The organism is Vulcanithermus mediatlanticus, assembly GCF_055385885.1.
On the sequence record NZ_AP042385.1, the window covers coordinates 370,278 to 386,782 of the forward strand.

A 16,505-nucleotide genomic window follows, 5' to 3' on the forward strand; every position below is an offset into this window, starting at 1 on the left:
GCCCCGGTCCCGCCCCTCGATTGCTTCGTCAATGACAGCTTACTTCCTCAGGCCCAACTTCTCAATCAAGGCCCGGTAACGCCCTTCGTCCTCGCGCTCGAGGTAGCGAAGCAAACGCTTACGCTGGCCCACCAGCTTCAAAAGGCCGCGGTGGGAGTGGAAGTCGTGTTTGTGGACCTTAAGGTGGTCGGAGAGGCGGTTGATCCGCTCCGTCAAGAGCGCCACCTGAACCTCAACCGAACCCGTGTCTCCCGGAAAGCGAGCAAATTCTTCGATGATGCGTTGTTTTTCCTCAGTGGTGATCGGCATCTCTTCCTCCGTCAGGCAGGAAGGCGCTTGACGCCCCTTCCCCCTCAAAGAGGCATCCTACCTTCCGGGGAAAGGGGCGTCAAGCTGGAAATCGCTACCAGAGGCGGTAGCCGGGGGCCAGGATCATCTGCGAGAGCAGGCGGATCAAAGTCGGCATGTAGACCGCGAGGATGAGCACGAACCCCACCAGGGTCCAAAACCCGAGCCGGTCCATCACCAACACGCCCCGGCTGTGCTCGGGACCGGAGATGGCCTCGGCGAAGGGGACCTCGGGGCGCTCTTCGAGCGGCAGACGGCGCCGCTGAAGCAAGGTGGCAAAGAGAACGTAGAAGAAGAGCACCGCGGCGATAAAGAGGATGACCCCGCCCACGGCGTTAAAGACCATGTACACCGAGGCGTCGCTGTAGATGCCCTGGAGGTTGGGCGACATGTTGGAAATCCAGGCCCGCCGAGGCACCCCCAAAAGCCCCATGGCGTGCAGCCCGAAGGTCATCACCGCCATCCCTAAAAACCACAGCCATACCGAGGCCCGGGCAAGCCCGCGGCTGATTAACGGCTTTCCGGTCAGGTGCGGGATCAACCAGAAGGCCAGGCCCATGTGGGTGAGGGTCACCGCGCCCGCCACCGGGAGGTGGAAGTGTCCGGGGATCCAGGTGGTGTTATGCACCACGTAGTCAAGGGTGAAGCTGGCGTTCACGATGCCACCGGCGCCGCCGGGGATGAAGAGGATCATGCCGAGCAGGGCCGCGGTCACCGAGGGATCGTGCCAGGGCAGGGCTCGGATCCAGCCCAAAAGCCCCTTCCCGCCCCGCATGCGGCCGGCGTACTCGAGAGAGGCACCGACGGTGAAGACCGTAATCAGGCTGGGAATAGCCACCGTCATGGTCAAGACGGTGTGCACCAGCTTCCAGAGCTTCGAGATCCCGGGGTCGGCGAACTGGTGGTGGAAGCCGACGGGGGTGCTGAAGACCAAAAAGGCCAAAAAGGCCAGCCGGGCCAGCGGGTCGGAGACCAGCTTGCCGCCCGCCTGTTTGGGGATGAGGCCGTACCACACCACATAGGCCGGCAGCAGCCAGAAGTAAACGATGGGGTGACCGGTCCACCAAAAGAGCGTCCTGGCCACCAGGGGGTCAACGCCCTTGACCCAGCCGAGCGACCAGGGGATGAGGAAGAAGACCGCCTCCACCACCAGGCCGATGGCGGCCAGACCCCACATGAGCCAGGTCACGAGGCTCATGTACGCCACCAGCGGGGTGGGCTGGCCCGGGTGGGCCCGCTTCCACCGCAGCCACATCTCCACCGCCAGATAGATCGAAAAGAGCGAGCTGACGATGATCAGCGAGGCGCCGATGTAAAAGAGCGGATGGCCTTTGAGCGGCGGGTAGAAGGTGTAGAGCACGGTGGCGTCGTTCGTGAGAAGGGGAATCGCGGCCATCACCAGCCCGATGAGCGCCAGCCACCAGGCGAACCAGGCCACGCCCATCCGGGGCTGAAGCTCCAGGTTTTTTGACATCAAATAGAGCAGCGAGCCCTGGGCGAAGAGCTGGGTGAAGACGATCGCGTTCAAAACCCCGTGCAGGGTCAAGCCCTGGTAATAGGACTTTACGAAGGGCAAAAGCCGCTCCAGGATGGGATAGAGGTTGATGTTGGCGTAATTGAGGGCCTGGAAGGGCCCAAAGAGCGTTCCGACGAGCAGGGCCAAGAAGCTCAGGACGATGAAATACAGTGAAACCTTCTTCACCGGAGCATGTGCATAGGCGTCTTGACGCATGGATGCCGTAGCCATCTCACTCCTCCACCACGATCTTTCCGATCATGTTTTGGTGCCCAATGCCGCAGTACTCGTTGCAGATAATGAGATATTCACCGGGGCGCTTAAAGACCGTTTTCACTTTGCCGACCTCACCGGGGATGACCTGAACGTTGATGTTGGTGCCCTGGATGTAAAAGCCGTGCTGGACGTCGGCGCTGGTCACGTAAAAGGTGACCTCGTCGCCGACCTTAAAGCGCATCTCGCCCGGGCTGAACGAGAACGCGCGCGCCACCACGAAGGCCTGGTACTTGCCCGGAGCGACCTTTTCCACCCGCGGGCGGAAGGCCCCGGCCTGCACCTTGACCGGGTCGACGCGACTGGAGGAGTCGGGGACGTAAAAGGCATAGCCCGAGACCGTGTAGCCGATAAAGACGAGGAACACGACGATCATCGCCACCGAGAAGATCATCCACCAACGTTCGTATTTCTCGATCAGATGTTGGTCCATCGCCTACCCCCGAGACAAAAAGAGCGAGAACACACCGACCCACATGGCGATAATAGTGACCGTTACTACAGCCACCAGCAAAAGGGCACCTATCGGTTTTTCTTCTTTCATCTGCCTCGTACCCCCTGCATGACATCTTGAAAAGAGACGTTAAGGACAAATGTCCCCAGGCGCTATTCCTTGCCCTCCTTACCCCGCTCCCCGGCCCGCCGAAACCGCGCTTTGAGCGCTTCCCAGCGCGACTTCGCTTTGGCCTCCCAACCCGCCTCGCTCGGTTCGTAGAACGCCGACGCCTCGAGGCCCTTTGGCCAGTAGCTCTGGGCGAAGCTCCCTTCGGGATCCTCGTGGATATAAGCGTAGCCCCGCCCGTACCCGAGGGAACGCATCAAACCGGTGGGCGCGTTTCGCAGGTGGAGCGGTACCTCGGCCGCCGGATGCGCACGAACCGCCTGACGCGCCTTTTGGAAGGCAACGTCGACGCGGTTCGACTTCGGGGCCAGCGCCAGGTAGATCACGGCCTCGGCCAGGGCGAGCTCCCCCTCCGGTGAGCCGAGGAAGTCGTAGGCCTCCTTTGCCGCCAGCGCCAGGCGCAGAGCCAGGGGATCGGCGAGGCCCACGTCCTCGCTGGCGATGCGGACCAAACGCCGGGCCACGTAAAGGGGATCGGCGCCGCCCTCGAGGAGCCGGGCCAGATAGTAAAGGGCGGCATCCACGTGGCAGCCGCGCACCGCCTTGTGCAAGGCGCTGATGAGGTTGTAAAAATCCTCGCCCCCCTTGTCGAAGGCAATAGCCTCGCGCCCGAGTGCCTCGCGAACCACCGAGCGGTCAACCCGCCCCTGACCCAAATCCGCCGCGAGCTCGAGGGCCGAGAGCGCCCGGCGGGCATCCCCGGCCGCGCTCTGGGCCAAAAGCCGCAATGCCTCTTCTTCCACCTCAACTTCCGCCAACCCCTCGGGGTGTGCCAGGGCCCGGCGCAGAACCTCGAGGACCTCGTCCTCGCTCAATGGGTGAAGCACGTAGACCCGGGCCCGGGAACGGAGGGCGGGAATGATCTCGAAGCTTGGATTCTCGGTGGTCGCGCCGACGAGCAAAAACCGGCCCGTCTCCACGTGGGGCAGGAGGTAGTCCTGCTGGGCCTTGTTCAAACGGTGAATCTCGTCAAAAAAGAGGAGCAGACCGCCCTCGGCCTCAGCCCGCTCCACCAGGGCTTTGATCTCCCTCACCCCCGCAGTGACCGCGGAGAGCGCGGCGAAGGGAAGATCGACCTCCCGGGCCAGGACCCGGGCCAGCGTGGTCTTGCCCACCCCCGGCGGCCCCCAAAGGATCATCGACGCCAGGCGCCCGGATTCCACCATGCGGCGAATCGGGCCCCCGGGGCCGAGGAGGTGGCGCTGCCCGACGATCTCGTCGAGCCGGGTGGGGCGGACGCGCTCCGCCAAAGGAGGACGGCGTGCCATCACCCTCAGGTTACGCCAGGCTCGATTCACCGGCGACATCGCCCTATAGTGGAACTGGTGATGAAGGACTACTACGCCATTCTCGGCGTTTCCCGGGAGGCGAGCCAGGAGGAAATCAAACGGGCTTACCGCGCCCTGGCCAAGAAATACCATCCCGATCGCAACCCCGGCGATCCGGAAGCCGAAGAGCGCTTCAAGGAGATCAACGAAGCCTACGGCGTTCTCTCAGACCCAGAAAAACGCGCCCAGTACGATCGCACGGGCGCCGTCCCCGGGGCCGAGCGTTTCCGTGAGGTCTACCCCGAAGACCTCTTCGACCTCTTCGGGGAGATCTTCGGAATGCACTTCGGCCGCACCCGCACCCGGCGCCAGAGCCGGGGGGAGAACCTCGAGGTCAGCGTCGAGGTAGACCTCGAGACCATCGCCAGCGGCGGCGAGGTCGAGGTCGGCTACACCCGGCTCGTCACCTGCAGCGAGTGCGGCGGCCAGGGAGGCACGACTCAGACCTGCCCCACCTGTGGCGGGCGCGGCCGCATCCAGCACTACCAGCAGACCATCTTCGGCACCATGATCCAGGAAACACCGTGCCCCCACTGCAAGGGCGCGGGCCGGATCCTCACCCGACGCTGTGAGCGTTGCCAGGGCCGGGGCCGCACCGAAGAGGCGACGAAGATCAAGGTCACCCTCCCCCCTGGCATCGACGAGCACCAGCACCTGAGGGTCCCGGGAATGGGCAACGACGGCCCGGCGGGACCGGGCGATCTCTTCGTGCGGGTGCGCCTCAGACCCCACCCCTCGCTTGAGCGCGAGGGGAAGAACCTCATCTACCGCTTGCGGCTGGGCCTGGCCCAGGCCGCCCTCGGCGCCAAGCTGGAAATCCCGGGCCTTGAGGGCCCGGTGGTCCTCGAAATTCCCCCGGGCACGGGCGCGGGCCAGGTGTTCGAGCTCGAGGGCGCCGGCCTCCCCGACCCCACCGGCGGCCCCCGGGGGAGCCTGTTGGTGATCACCGACATCGACGTCCCCAAAAAACTCTCGCCCAAAGCGCGGGAACACCTCCTCGCCTACGCTCAAGAAGTCGGGGAAACCGCGGGCCTGGAAGGGTTTTGGGACAAGGTCAAGCGCGTGCTCAAGCGAAAGTAGACAAATCCCCCCGCTTCGTGCTAGGCTTAGATGTCCGGGCAAATCCGGGGGGCCAAGCGCAATCCCAACCCCTGGTACCGGAGCGGGCAAGGTGCCCGGTTGGAAAGGAAGTAGCAATGCCGAAGGGTCGAGTGAAGTGGTTCAACGCGGAAAAAGGCTATGGGTTCATCGAGCGTGATGGTGAGAGCGACGTGTTCGTACACTACACCGCAATCAACTCCGATGGTTTCCGCACCCTGAACGAAGGGGACGTGGTCGAATTCGAGGTCGAGGAGGGCCGCGCGGGCAAGGGTCCGCAAGCGGTCAACGTGACCGTCGTCGAATCCGCAGGGCGTTAATCCCAGCGAAAACCCATGGCGCGGCCGAGGCCGCGCCTTTCTCATTTGGACTCGGGTAGCATGGAAGCGATGTCCACACTCGCCGAAATCCCGCTCGAACGCCGGGCTGTCAGGCACAACGACATCGAAGCCGTCTATCGCGTCTACCGGCAAAGCCCCGGCTACTTCGAGCTCATTGGTGCGCCAATTCCCGAACCTGCCGACGTGGTTCGCGAACTCGAGGCCGCCCTGCAAGATCCCCGCCGGCGCATCGAGCTCATTTACGCCGGCCCCACGCCGGTTGGATACCTGGACTACAAGCTGGATCATCCTCAAAACGGTGAAGCGGTGATCAGCCTGGTCCTGGTCGCCGAACCTTACCGCGGCCGGGGCATCGGCCAGGCCGTCGTTTCGGCCCTGGAGTCAGAGCTGCGCGAGCGCATCACCCGCCTCTACGCCGTGGTCTACGGCGACAACGCACAGGCCACGAAATTCTTTACCACCCTCGGCTACCGTTACTTCAAAGATGGCGGCCCGGCCATCAAGTGGTACGTCAAGGACCTGAGGCCCCTCCCGGCAGACCGCCCCATATAATCGGGCCATGGAGCTCGGGATTCATGGAAAAACGGCGCTGGTCACCGGCGCCTCGCAGGGCATCGGCCGGGCGATCGCGCTGGGGCTCGCGCGGGAAGGGGCCCGTATCCTGGCCGTGGCCAGGAACGCCGAGAAGCTCTCGTCCCTGGTCGAGGAGATCCGGCAGTTGGGTGGCGACGCCGCCGCCCTGGCCACCGACCTCAGCCGCGAAGACGGCCCCGGGAAGGTCCTCGAGGCCGCCAGGGCATTCGGTGAGATCGAGCTCTTTTTGGCCAACACCGGCGGTCCCCCGCCCGGACAGGCCGAGGGCCTCGGACCCGAAGCCTGGCAGGGCGCGTTCAAGCAGCTCTTCCTCCCCATGGTCGAGCTCACGAACGGGCTTCTCCCAGCGATGAAGCGCCGGGGTTACGGCCGCATCGTTTTCATCACCTCGCTCGCGGTCAAGGAGCCGGTCGAAAACCTCGCCCTTTCCAACGCCATCCGCGCCGGGGTGACCGGTTACCTCAAGACCCTTTCCCGCGAGGTCGCGAAATTCGGGATCACGGTGAACGCCGTCGGCCCGGGGTACACCCGGACCGAGCGGGTCGAGCAGCTGTTCGCCCACAAGGCCAGGGAAGCCGGGGTGCCTGTGGAAGAAATCTACCGCGAACTGGAAGGCCAGATCCCGGCCGGGCGGCTCGGGGAGCCGGATGAGGTGGCCAGCGTCGCCGTCTTCCTGCTGTCGGAGGCCGCCAGCTACCTCACCGGCCAAACGATCATCGTGGACGGCGGGTACGTGCGCTCGCTGCTTTGATTGCGGGGAGGATGCGGTGAAGAAGAAGATCGTGCTCCACCACCTGTGCGGACAGCGATTCCTCGCCGAAAACGAAAACCAGGTTCGGGTGGTCGTCGACGGGGAAACGCCCCCGGCGGGGATGCGCCCGATGGAACTCCTCCTCGTCGCCCTCGCCGCCTGCACCGCCTACGACGTGGTGGCGATTATGGAAAAGCGAAGGACCCCGCTCAAGCGCTACCGTGTCGAGGTCGAAGGGACCCGCGCCGAAACCCACCCCAAGCGCTACACCCATATCCGGCTCCGACACGTCGCCAGCGGACCCGGGGTGACGGAGAAAGCCCTCATGCGGGCGGCCCGGCTCTCCCACGAGAAGTTCTGCTCGGTGAGCGCCACGCTGAACGCCGAGATCGAGGTCGAGGTCGAGGTGGAACCCGAAGCGCAGTGAACCAGGCCCACGACTGGTCCGACCTTCTCAAGGCCTTGCGCGAGCGCCTGAAAAGGGGGCAGGAAATCGAAGTCATCGGGGCGCTCCGGGCCCGGGTGGTCCTCGAGGCCGACCCCCGGCGCCGGGCCCGGCTCGAATACCTCCTCGGCCATCTCCTCATCCAAGCCGGCAAGGAGGTCGAAGGGACCTTCGCCATCGAACGCGCCCTCAACGTCCTAACCGCCGAGGGTCTCACGGAGCCTGAGCTCGAGCGCCTGCGTCAGCAGATCGGGATCGAGGATTAGCACGCGCCCCGGCCGCAAATAGATCAGGCGCACCTCGGGTTCGACCGACCAGGCCTCCATCACCGCCTTGCGGTAAAGCGCCAGCTGGAAGAGGTAGCCCGCCGCCCGGGCGTGCCCGAGGAGCGCATCGGATGCACCATCCACCCGGTCGGTCTTGTAGTCGTCGAGGTACCAGCGCGATCCCACCCGGTAGATCCGGTCAATCACCCCTTCCCACACCACGCCCCGGTATGGCAGGACGAGCCCGACTTCGGCCCGATCGACCTCACGGACCGAAAGGTCGGGCAGCGAGGTGCCGAGCATCGCGTGGTACTTGCGGAGGAGCGCCTCGGTTTCCGAGGCCACCCGGGGGCGCACCCCGGGGTCGAGCCGCAAGAAAACTTCCTGGGAAAAAAGCCGCTCCCGGTCCCGGGGATCGTCAGGTCGCCAGTTCATGGCGATGGCCTGGTGAACGAGCACCCCGATGGCCCGGGCCGCCTCCCCCGCCCCCGCCTTCGGCAGGGGGTCCTCGAGGTCAAACGCTCCGGCATCCCTCGACTTCAGACCGGTGGGGGAGTCCACCGGGAAAAACGGCGCCGGACGGATCGGCATCAAAAGCTCCTCCCTGCCTTCGGGGCTTTCCGGCTCCGGGGTTTCCTTGAGCCCGGGCAGCTTCCACCCCGCCCTGACCTCCCGAACCTCGACTTCTTCCCAGCGCCCGATCCCCAAACGCTCGGCAAGGACCCACGCCGGGTTTCCCGCCTTTTGGCGGAACGCGCGATCGGGCAGGCTCATGGTCATCCAAAGCCGGTCGCGCGCCCGTGAAAGCGCCACGTAGAGGAGCCGGTGGACCTCGTCGATCTCGCGTGCCTTCACCGCCTTGCGAATCTCATCGAACGCCGGCTCCCCTTTGAGCGCAAACTCGCCGGCGTGGGGGCGAACGTGGAGCTCGTCGGTATCGGGCCTTGAGCCCCGGTTGAGGTCGAAGACCGCCACCAGGGGCCACTCCAACCCCTTGGCCTTGTGAATGGTCAGCACCCGGATCGCGTCTTCGCCCCCCTCGACCAGCGCGCCCTCGTCGGTAAACCGGCGGAACCGGTCGAGCTTCTGAACCAAAAGCTCTATCCGGGCCGGCGGATCCTCGGCGATCTTCATCAACAAGGCATCCACGTTGGCCCGGTGTTTCGGCGGAAGACGCTCGAGGTAATTGGCCCCGTCAAAGCGCGTCCTCACCAGCCACTCGAGATAAGCCAGCGGCTTTCGGGTGCGGACCGCCTGGGCCAGCTGGGAAAAACGCGCCTCGGCTTTCGGGAACTCGGCGAGCGCTCGCTCGGGATCCGAATCGCTGGCGATTCGAACCGCGGCCTCAAGGGAAAGCCCCACGAAAGGTCCCTGCAAAAACGTCGCCAGCGCGTAGCGGTCGCTCGGATCCCAGGGCCCCACGATGGCGTAATAAAGCGCCTTGATTTCGGGAAGCTCGAAAAAACCCCGCGCCCCGAAGACAACGTAGGGAATACCATAGGCCGAGAGCGCACGCTCGAGGAAGCCGATCGAAGCATAACTGCGGACCAGGATCGCCATCTCGCGCCAGGCGAGGCCCTCTGACCGGGCCTTTTTGAGCTCTGCCGCCAGCAGGTCCGCCTCGTAGCGACGAAGGTCGTCGAGCGACCCCTCGCCCCGCACCGTCCAGAGCCGGACCTCACCGTCGGCTTCCCGATGGCTTTCCACCGGCTCGGCCTCGTCCAGGGTGAAGCCGAGCGACGCCTCGCCGAGCGCCCGGGTCAGCCGGTTCAGAAAAGCGACGATCGATCGGGCGTGGCGGTAGCTGGTCTGAAGCGGTGGCAGGGCATCCCCCCGCGCCCGCGCCCGACGAAAAACCTCGACGTCGGCGTTGCGGAAGGCGTAGATCGATTGCTTGGGGTCACCGACCACTTCCACGACGACGCCGAGGGCCTCGAGGCGGGAAAACACCTCACCCTGGAGCGGGCTCGTGTCCTGGAATTCGTCGATGAAAACCCGCTTGAATCGGGCCACGAGCCGATCGCGCAGGCCGGCCTCGCGCTCGGCCTGGACCAGCAGGCGGTAGGCGAGGCGCTCAACGTCGGATGGCCCCGGGGTCGTCGACAGAACCCGGCGATGGTACGCCCGGAGGGCCCGCTCAAAGAGCTCGTGGAGCCGCGCCGACTCGGGCCCCAGCGGCGCCAGCGATGGCGCCAGCGATCGCTTTTTAAAGAGCGCCAAGAGCCGCGAAAGCCACGGGGTTTCCGGCAGTTCCTCGAGGTAAAGCAGGGAACGCGCCTCCTCGGTGAACCACCCTTCGGCGAACGAGGCGTCCACCTGCTGGAAGTCGATCGAGAGGCCGAGCCGGGGCGCCGCCAGCCGCAAGAGCTCGGCGAAAAACCCGTGAATGGTGAGGATCGGCGCCGAGAGCGCCTGGACCCAGAGCTCTGGCTGGGGCATGAGCGTCTCCAGAATTCGCGAGCGCAGGTCCGCCGCCGCTGTACGGGTAAACGTCACCGCCACCAGGCGGTACGGGGGAAGGTCCTCGAGGGCGTGGAGGTAGCGATGGGCGAGGGCTGTGGTCTTGCCCGTACCCGCCGAGGCGATCCGGACCTTCATGAAGCCCCCTCCCCGCACAGATCCAGGTAAGGGCATTTCCGGCAGTGCCAGCCGGGCCTGGGAACCACCTGGGTCGCGCGAAACCGCCTGCGGGCGGTCGAGAGCTCCCGGCGCACCGATGCCACGGAGTCGGAAAGCCAGGCGCCGATCTCGAGGGGGGGCTTGCCGAAAGCCCAGAGCAGCGCGCGGGGAGATTTACCCTGGCGTTGCAGAAAGTCGTAAGCCAAAACCAGACCCCAGGCCTTGAGGTTCGAGGGCTCGGCGTCCTCGGGGGCGAAGTGGTGGAGCACCACGCCCGCGCCGTCCCGTTCGTAGCCCCGTACCAATGCACTCGCCCCGAAATCGGTCGGCACCAGCTTCAAAAAGTCAATCCGACGCCACTGGTCCGCCGCCATGCCCCAGGCCGAAAGCGCCGCCTCGGGCGGGTGGGTGGCCCGGGCCAGGGCCTGGAACATCGACCACCATTCCCGAGCCTCTTCCTCGCTTTGACGCAGGGGCCGGTATCCGTCGAACCAAAAACGCAGCCCGCAATACCCCCCCTCGGCGAAACGCCGCAATTCGTCGGCATGGCGGAAGCTCCGGGGTTGGAGGCGACCCCAGACGCGCGCCCAAGGCCTCGCCGGCTGCAAAAGCGCAGGGCTCGCCGCCGCTTCCACCCTGGCTTGGGCCAGGGCCTCCCCGGAGGCGAACAGGCCCGGCTCGGGGGAAAGGACTTCACCGCCCGAGGTTTCGGGGTAGCTGATCCAAACCTCTTCCGCCAGGTGAGAGAGAGCCTGCCAGAGCCATCGATCCTGGCCTCGAAGCCGCCTCGGCAGCCCGGCTGGGCCCCGGGGATCGACGCGCTCGCGCCGCCACTCCTCGGGAAAAAAGTAATCCTCCCGCTCCCCCACCCGGTACACCCCCTCCTGGGCCCCGATGACGTAGGCCTTCCGGTAACGCCGGCCGATGGCCAGATCCGGGGTGAGGAGGGCGATGCCGGCCGGTTGCGGCGAAAAGAGCGCCTCGGTTTTGAGGAAAGAGGCCCACCAGGGCCTGGGGTCAATAGGATCGGCCTCCGCCGCCTGGCGGAAGACTTCGAGGAAACGCTCGCGCCAGGCGTCGTCATCGAAAGGCAGGCCTTCGAGCAGGCGGGCTGCCCAGGCCGAGAGCGCCTCCCAGGTAGGCGCGGCCCGCCCGGGCTCGGGTGACGGCGGTCGAAGGCGCGCCTCGAGGGCCGAAAGGGCGGCATCGAGTCCCATTGCCCTCGCCAGCTTCTCGATCGCGGCCCGCCCGACGAGCCCCATGCGAAGCGCCTCCCGACCCAGGTCAGCGAGCTCTTCAAAGTGCAAAAGCACCTCCGGCCCCATGCGCGCCTCGAACTCGAGCAGGTGAATGAGCCTTTGCCCCGCTTCGGTCTCGGCCAGGGAAAGCGGGGCCTCGTCCATCAAATAGATCTCGTACTCGCGGGAAAAAAGCACCACCTGGCGCTTGAGGGCGGGCGGGACCACCAGCGCCAGGTCCTGGGGGTCGATGCCCGAGGCAACGTCCCGCTTCAGCTGGGTCAGCACCCAGCGAATCTCCTGAACCGGGTTTTGGGCGCGGAAGGCTCGCTTCTCGGCCGACGGTCCCACCCGCTCAACCACCTGGGCATACGGCACCGGCTCGGGGAGCGAGGCCCAAACCTCGGCGCCCCCGGCCTCCAAAGCCAGAAGAAAGCGGGCCTCGAGGACCCCGAGTTCCCAAAAGCCGCCGACGAATACCGGCCCCGAATAGCGGTAGCGACCCGAGGTCACCGCAGCCACCGCTTCAGCCCGCACATCGTCGGCATCCCACACGCCCGCTTCCCGCTTTCGAGCCTCGTAGCAGGCGAAAACAGCCGCCAAATGCTCCGCCTCGGCGTCGGGCACCGGCAGATCCTCCGGCAAAAGCCCGTTGCGCTTGGCCTCGGCGATCGCCCGGGTATAAAGCACCGCCTCCCCGGGGCCGGGCATCCGGCCCAGCACCTCGCGGTAGGCATCGGCAACCCGGGCAATCCGCCCCCCACGCCCCAGAACCGGGCGCAGCCTGCCAAGCTCGCTCAAAACCTTGAAGTAAAACTGCTGGAAGTGCAAGACCTCGACCCCCAGCGCCGCGCCACCCTCACCCAAACGGCGCAGGAAGTAGCGGCGCTGGTGCGGTAGCGTGACCCATACCAAGTTCTTCTCGGGCGAAAGGCGTTCCCGGGCGCGCAGAAGCAGGGCGGATTCCGCCAAGCCGGGAGGCCCGACGACGAGCTTCATCGCCTCAGTCTATCGGCGCTCGGCCTGCCCAGCCGGCGAACCTGCACCATCGAAGACGCACTTATTTTTCAACCGGTCCCAGGGGAAAGCGAGCCAGCTCGACGAAATCGCCATCGTCATCCTCGACGAGCGCCACCTCGCTGATGGTGAAGGACTTGCGGGGTGGGGGCGGCAGTTTGCGAGCCAGGGCCTCCGCGGCGTCCCTCTCGAGGTCCAGGGCCAGGGTGAGGTGGGGGATGTAGGAAGGCCCCTCGATCTCGGCCTCGGGCGGGGCCAGGGGCTCGAGCGACTGGTAGAGGCGGTCAAACGCCGATCCACCGTAGGCCCTGAGGTACACGACGCCCTTACCGTCGAACACGCCCCAGCCCCCGAGCTTGACCCGGAAAGGCTGGTGGCCGCGCAGGATACCTTCCACTCCCCGCCGCAACGCCTCCTGGCTCCAGCGCCACTTGAAAGGTTGCCGGAGGTTCAAATGCGGCGACCCGTAGCCCTTAACGCCGTAGGCCTTTTGCAAACGCCGCATCCACTCCATCAGATCGTCAGGAGGCCAGGCGAGAACACCGTACACAGGCCCAAGTATACCCCTCGCCCCCCGGCGAGGCCGGGAACCAGGCACGCCTCCGGCGCCAAAATCCAGACGAGCCGGGCCTTCTCCGCCATGTTGCTCTGGAGGGTGGCGCGCCTGGAGCTCAGGGCCGGGGCCCTGATCACGCAGGTCGAGCGGGTGGAGGCCGACCTGCGGGAGGGCTGGGCGCGAAATCCGGGGGCGCTTTTGGCGTACCGCCTCTCGACCTGAGGGCCACCTCCAAAGCCCTAGGGGCTCCGGGAGGGCGGGTGTGAAGTTTCGCTTGACTTCTGCCCCCCATGGATTAGGAGTGATTACTGGAGGCCCTTCCATCTCTCTTCTTGCCTTCAGGGGGTGATGGGTGTGAAGAAAGGGCTTGCGGTTCTTCTGGTCTTCGGACTCCTGCTCATGGGGGTGACCCCCGTCCTGGCCGCGGGGGAGCAGGTGAAGGCGGCCGCCCCCGCGCAGCAGGGTGAGATCGTGCAGGTGGTGGTGCCGGAGGGAAAGGAGTGAAGCGACCGTAGCCTTGATAAGGCTTCTGGTGAGTTTGAGTTCTTGCCCTGGCTGGCAGGGATGGCTTGGGGTGCTGCAGTCGGAGCCGGTACGCAGATGGTGGCCAACCGCTTGCAAGGCAAGCCACTTCTCGATCGCGTTGGCCAATCCGCTGTTATCGGCGCTGTGTCAGGGTCTGGGGCGGTAACCAAGAGCGTCATTGTGGTGAAGAAATACGCCTCCGGTTTGGTCGAGGCTGTGCCGAAAACCCTTATTAATTGGTCGAAAACTGCTATTTCCACTGCGAAAGCCTTTGCGACGACCGTTGCTTCCAACTGGCCATGGAATAGGAGGGGCCGGAGCGGTAACGGGACAAACGGTGCGAATAGGGGCGCGAATGGAGGAGGTGGCTGGTAGCTAAGCGTTTCTCGACTGCCCGTGCGCGGAAAATCCGCGCACGGGTTCCAGGACGTTCGATGTGTCGCAAGAATTGAAGGGGGTGTTTCCGTCTTGCGCCGGAACTATCTGCGTGGGTTTGTTTGGGGCGTGATCGCTGCCGCGATCCTTGCAATGATCACTTTTCCATTCGAGAGACAGGGTGTGCAGAGTTTTTGGCTTGAATTATTCGCGGGGGGAGCGGAATTTAGGCAGGCCGCACAGCGGGGCTTTTTGCCCTACTTGCTGGCTTCTGAGCTTGATTCGCGAGGGTGTAATCTTTCTTGTGTCGAATTCTGTGTAAGAAGAGGGGGTACCGCCAGTAGGCGAAAGGAGGTACCCCGTGGACCAGGATACGCTCAAGGCGCTGCTGAAGGAAGCAATGGCCGAGGTGGTGGAGGAAAAGCTGCAGGCGCTCTTGGAGCTGGACCGCTGGGCTTTTTTGCAAGAACACGGTGGCCGCGCCAATGGCCATTACCCGCGCAAGTTGGAGACCGCCTTCGGTGCTGTCGAGCTTAAGGTGCCCCGTGATCGCAAAGGCCAATACACCCCGAGCTTTCTTCCCCGCTACGCCCGGCGTACTCCAGACCTGACGGACCTCGTGCTGGCCCTCTACGCCAGCGGGGTCTCGGACCGCAAGGTGGCCCAGATCGTGGGGCTCCTGTTCGGCTACCGCTACAGCCACGAGACGGTCAGCAACCTGACCGAGCTGGTGCAAGAGGAGGTGGAAGCCTTCCGCCACAGGCCCCTGCCCCGGCGGCTCTTTGCGGTCTACCTGGACGCCCTGTTCCTCAAGCTGCAGTACCCCGGCAAGGGCATCGAGAAGCAGGCGCTCTACGCCGCTTTGGGTCTGGCCGAAGACGGCAGGCGCATCCTTCTGGGCTTTTGGCTCTTTCCTAATGAAGGGGCCGTCGTCTGGGAGGAGCTTTTAAAGGAGCTCAGGTCCCGGGGCCTTGTCGAAGTACTCCTCTTCATCACCGACGGTCTTGCGGGGATCGGAGAGGCGATCCATCGGGTCTACCCCCGGGCCGAGTGGCAGTACTCGATCCTGCACAAACTCAGGGCCACCCAGGCCCAGGTCAAACGCCGGGACGCCTCCGCCATACTCGCCGATCTCAAACGGGTTTACCGGGCACCCAATCGAGCCAAGGCCCTGGAAGGGCTCAAACGCTTTACCCAAAGGTGGCAGGATCGTTACCCCCGGGTCACTGCTTCCTGGTGGAACGACTCAGGGGCCTTGCTTCGGTTTTACGACTACCCCGAGCCTTTGTGGCGTTACCTGAGGAGCACCAACCTGATCGAGCAGTTCTTCCGGGAACTACGAAGGAGTACCAAGGTGCGGGACCACAAGTTTCCCAAGCCCGAATCGGTTTACAAGCTCGTCTACCTAGAGGCTGAACGGAGGGAGGGGAGATGGGACCGGAAGCTGCCGGGTTTTGCTGACGTTCAAGAGGAAATCAATGACCTTTTCAACGCGCGGTACCCCGCGACACAGACTTCGACACAAAAAAACTTGACGCTCTCTTTGCGGAAGTTACCTTTTTCAAGTTCACGGTTACCTTTGGAGCCAAACAGTAACCTCCCAATCCTCCTGTCGGTTTTTCCCTCGGACGCTATTCACACCGCCACCTTGGCCACCGTGGTAAGCGGCAAGGCCTTTTGGGCTCGTTGCGCAGTCTCACCACGTTGTTCACACAGGGCCCCAAGCGTGAGACCGGTGCCTTGTTGCCAAGACTGCTATGCGGTCGGCACCAGTTGTAGTCGTGGAGCCACTCGAGGAGGTAGGCCGCCCGTTCATCGGAGCTCCGGTAGGCGTGGGCATAGGCCCACTCGTTCAAAAGGGTACAGATGAACCGCTCTACTTTCCCGTTCGTTCACCTTCGGTGTATACGGCGGCGTGGTCTTGTGCCGGATGCCCAGCCAACGAAGCACCCGCTGGAAACGCTTGGACTGGAAGGCTTTGGCATTGTCCGTCATCACCGCCCGTACCCGGATGTGTATCCGCCGGTGGTAGGCAGGGCCGAAAGCGAAAAGTCGGTGGTGCTCTCTTTCCGCTCGTCGCCCCTGATCTCCCCGTAGGCCAACCGTCTGTGGTCGTCCACCGCGGCGAAGACGTACGCCCAACCCGCCGAACGGTTCCGTGAGCTTCGATCCCCGGTGACCCGGTGCCCGGGCGTTTTAAACCGCCCCAGCTTCTTGGTGTCCAAGTGCAGGCGGATTCCGGGAGCTTCCTCCTCGTAGCGCCGGGGCGGGGGCTTGGGTTCCAAGGCGGATAGGCGGTTCAACCCCTGGGCTTTCAGGATGCGCCCCACCGTGCTCTTGGAGAGGCCAAGCCTCTTGCCGATGGCGTGGTCGGACCAGCGCGCCTGCGGAGTTTTAGGACCTGCCGCCGTAGGCCCTCTGGGGTTTCTCGAACTGCGGTGGGGGACGGAAGCTGCGGTCCCTAAGGCCGGCCTCGCCCTGACCCAGTCCCTCCACGAGCCGGTGGGCCCCTTCAAACGCCCGGAGCCGGAACCGGGGAAGCTGGCCTTCTTGGCCTCTTTTGGCTCCGCGCCCACGGGCGACACCGCCCCGG

18 protein-coding genes and 1 pseudogene are annotated in these 16,505 nt (G+C 64.9%); 9 read left to right on the plus strand and 10 right to left on the minus strand.

Annotated elements, in window-relative coordinates; translation table 11 throughout:
- Positions 1 to 39 precede the first annotated feature (39 nt).
- The 5 genes from rpsO to ACZ5BT_RS02885 all read right to left on the minus strand — a co-directional run bounded on the left by rpsO (position 40) and on the right by ACZ5BT_RS02885 (position 4,027).
- Positions 40 to 309 (minus strand): 30S ribosomal protein S15, encoded by a 270-nt coding sequence (gene rpsO / locus ACZ5BT_RS02865; protein WP_464885122.1) that lies wholly within the window; start codon positions 307 to 309, stop codon positions 40 to 42.
- A gap of 94 nt (positions 310 to 403) precedes the next feature.
- Positions 404 to 2,095, minus strand: a complete 1,692-nt coding sequence (locus tag ACZ5BT_RS02870) for a b(o/a)3-type cytochrome-c oxidase subunit 1 (protein ID WP_464885123.1) — start codon at positions 2,093 to 2,095, stop codon at positions 404 to 406.
- A gap of 1 nt (position 2,096) precedes the next feature.
- The gene (locus ACZ5BT_RS02875) at positions 2,097 to 2,570 is read right to left on the minus strand and encodes a cytochrome c oxidase subunit II (RefSeq protein WP_464885124.1); all 474 of its coding nucleotides are present in this window, start codon (positions 2,568 to 2,570) and stop codon (positions 2,097 to 2,099) included.
- Between the two features lie 3 nt (positions 2,571 to 2,573).
- Positions 2,574 to 2,681, minus strand: coding sequence for a cytochrome c oxidase subunit 2A (locus ACZ5BT_RS02880; protein WP_464885125.1), 108 nt, complete (start codon positions 2,679 to 2,681; stop codon positions 2,574 to 2,576).
- Positions 2,682 to 2,743: 62 nt separating this feature from the next.
- Positions 2,744 to 4,027, minus strand: coding sequence for a replication-associated recombination protein A (locus ACZ5BT_RS02885; protein WP_464885126.1), 1,284 nt, complete (start codon positions 4,025 to 4,027; stop codon positions 2,744 to 2,746).
- 60 nt (positions 4,028 to 4,087) lie between these two features.
- Here ACZ5BT_RS02885 and ACZ5BT_RS02890 point away from each other — a divergent pair, with 60 nt between their 5' ends.
- From ACZ5BT_RS02890 to ACZ5BT_RS02915, 6 genes are all read left to right on the plus strand, one after another.
- A complete protein-coding gene (locus ACZ5BT_RS02890) occupies positions 4,088 to 5,167 on the plus strand; it encodes a DnaJ C-terminal domain-containing protein (RefSeq protein ID WP_464885753.1) in 1,080 nt (359 codons plus the stop codon).
- 116 nt (positions 5,168 to 5,283) lie between these two features.
- Entirely contained in the window at positions 5,284 to 5,505 is a 222-nt protein-coding gene (locus ACZ5BT_RS02895; RefSeq protein ID WP_464885127.1) for a cold-shock protein, read from the plus strand.
- 69 nt (positions 5,506 to 5,574) lie between these two features.
- The gene (locus ACZ5BT_RS02900; protein ID WP_464885128.1) at positions 5,575 to 6,078 is read left to right on the plus strand and encodes a GNAT family N-acetyltransferase; all 504 of its coding nucleotides are present in this window, start codon (positions 5,575 to 5,577) and stop codon (positions 6,076 to 6,078) included.
- 7 nt (positions 6,079 to 6,085) lie between these two features.
- A complete protein-coding gene (locus tag ACZ5BT_RS02905) occupies positions 6,086 to 6,871 on the plus strand; it encodes an SDR family oxidoreductase (protein ID WP_464885129.1) in 786 nt (261 codons plus the stop codon).
- A gap of 16 nt (positions 6,872 to 6,887) precedes the next feature.
- Complete coding sequence (locus ACZ5BT_RS02910; protein WP_464885130.1) at positions 6,888 to 7,298, plus strand: OsmC family protein; 411 nt, start codon at positions 6,888 to 6,890, stop codon at positions 7,296 to 7,298.
- Positions 7,295 to 7,582: a hypothetical protein gene (locus ACZ5BT_RS02915; protein WP_464885131.1), complete on the plus strand. Its 288-nt coding sequence runs from the start codon at positions 7,295 to 7,297 to the stop codon at positions 7,580 to 7,582. Before ACZ5BT_RS02910 ends, ACZ5BT_RS02915 begins: the two co-directional genes overlap by 4 nt.
- Here the strand turns inward: ACZ5BT_RS02915 and ACZ5BT_RS02920 are convergent.
- The 3 genes from ACZ5BT_RS02920 to ACZ5BT_RS02930 form a co-directional block, all read right to left on the minus strand.
- Entirely contained in the window at positions 7,514 to 10,180 is a 2,667-nt protein-coding gene (locus ACZ5BT_RS02920; RefSeq protein ID WP_464885132.1) for a UvrD-helicase domain-containing protein, read from the minus strand. The two genes, ACZ5BT_RS02915 and ACZ5BT_RS02920, sit on opposite strands and share 69 nt — an antisense overlap.
- Positions 10,177 to 12,438 carry a PD-(D/E)XK nuclease family protein gene (locus tag ACZ5BT_RS02925; protein ID WP_464885133.1) on the minus strand — a complete coding sequence of 754 codons (2,262 nt, stop codon included), beginning with the start codon at positions 12,436 to 12,438 and terminating at the stop codon, positions 10,177 to 10,179. The genes ACZ5BT_RS02920 and ACZ5BT_RS02925 overlap by 4 nt, the downstream gene beginning before the upstream one ends.
- A gap of 61 nt (positions 12,439 to 12,499) precedes the next feature.
- Positions 12,500 to 13,006 carry a 2'-5' RNA ligase family protein gene (locus ACZ5BT_RS02930; protein ID WP_464885134.1) on the minus strand — a complete coding sequence of 169 codons (507 nt, stop codon included), beginning with the start codon at positions 13,004 to 13,006 and terminating at the stop codon, positions 12,500 to 12,502.
- Between the two features lie 90 nt (positions 13,007 to 13,096).
- Here ACZ5BT_RS02930 and ACZ5BT_RS02935 point away from each other — a divergent pair, with 90 nt between their 5' ends.
- The 3 genes and pseudogenes from ACZ5BT_RS02935 to ACZ5BT_RS02945 form a co-directional block, all read left to right on the plus strand.
- On the plus strand, positions 13,097 to 13,234 hold the full coding sequence (locus ACZ5BT_RS02935; protein WP_464885135.1) for a hypothetical protein: 138 nt from the start codon (positions 13,097 to 13,099) through the stop codon (positions 13,232 to 13,234).
- Positions 13,235 to 13,360: 126 nt separating this feature from the next.
- Positions 13,361 to 13,516 (plus strand): hypothetical protein, encoded by a 156-nt coding sequence (locus tag ACZ5BT_RS02940; protein ID WP_464885136.1) that lies wholly within the window; start codon positions 13,361 to 13,363, stop codon positions 13,514 to 13,516.
- A 757-nt stretch (positions 13,517 to 14,273) separates the two neighbouring features.
- A pseudogene (locus ACZ5BT_RS02945) lies at positions 14,274 to 15,443 on the plus strand (IS256 family transposase); the annotation flags it as partial.
- A 100-nt stretch (positions 15,444 to 15,543) separates the two neighbouring features.
- Here the strand turns inward: ACZ5BT_RS02945 and ACZ5BT_RS02950 are convergent.
- The gene (locus ACZ5BT_RS02950; RefSeq protein WP_464885754.1) at positions 15,544 to 15,768 is read right to left on the minus strand and encodes an integrase core domain-containing protein; all 225 of its coding nucleotides are present in this window, start codon (positions 15,766 to 15,768) and stop codon (positions 15,544 to 15,546) included.
- Positions 15,769 to 15,906: 138 nt separating this feature from the next.
- Complete coding sequence (locus tag ACZ5BT_RS02955; protein WP_464885137.1) at positions 15,907 to 16,242, minus strand: hypothetical protein; 336 nt, start codon at positions 16,240 to 16,242, stop codon at positions 15,907 to 15,909.
- Positions 16,243 to 16,505: the final 263 nt, after the last annotated feature.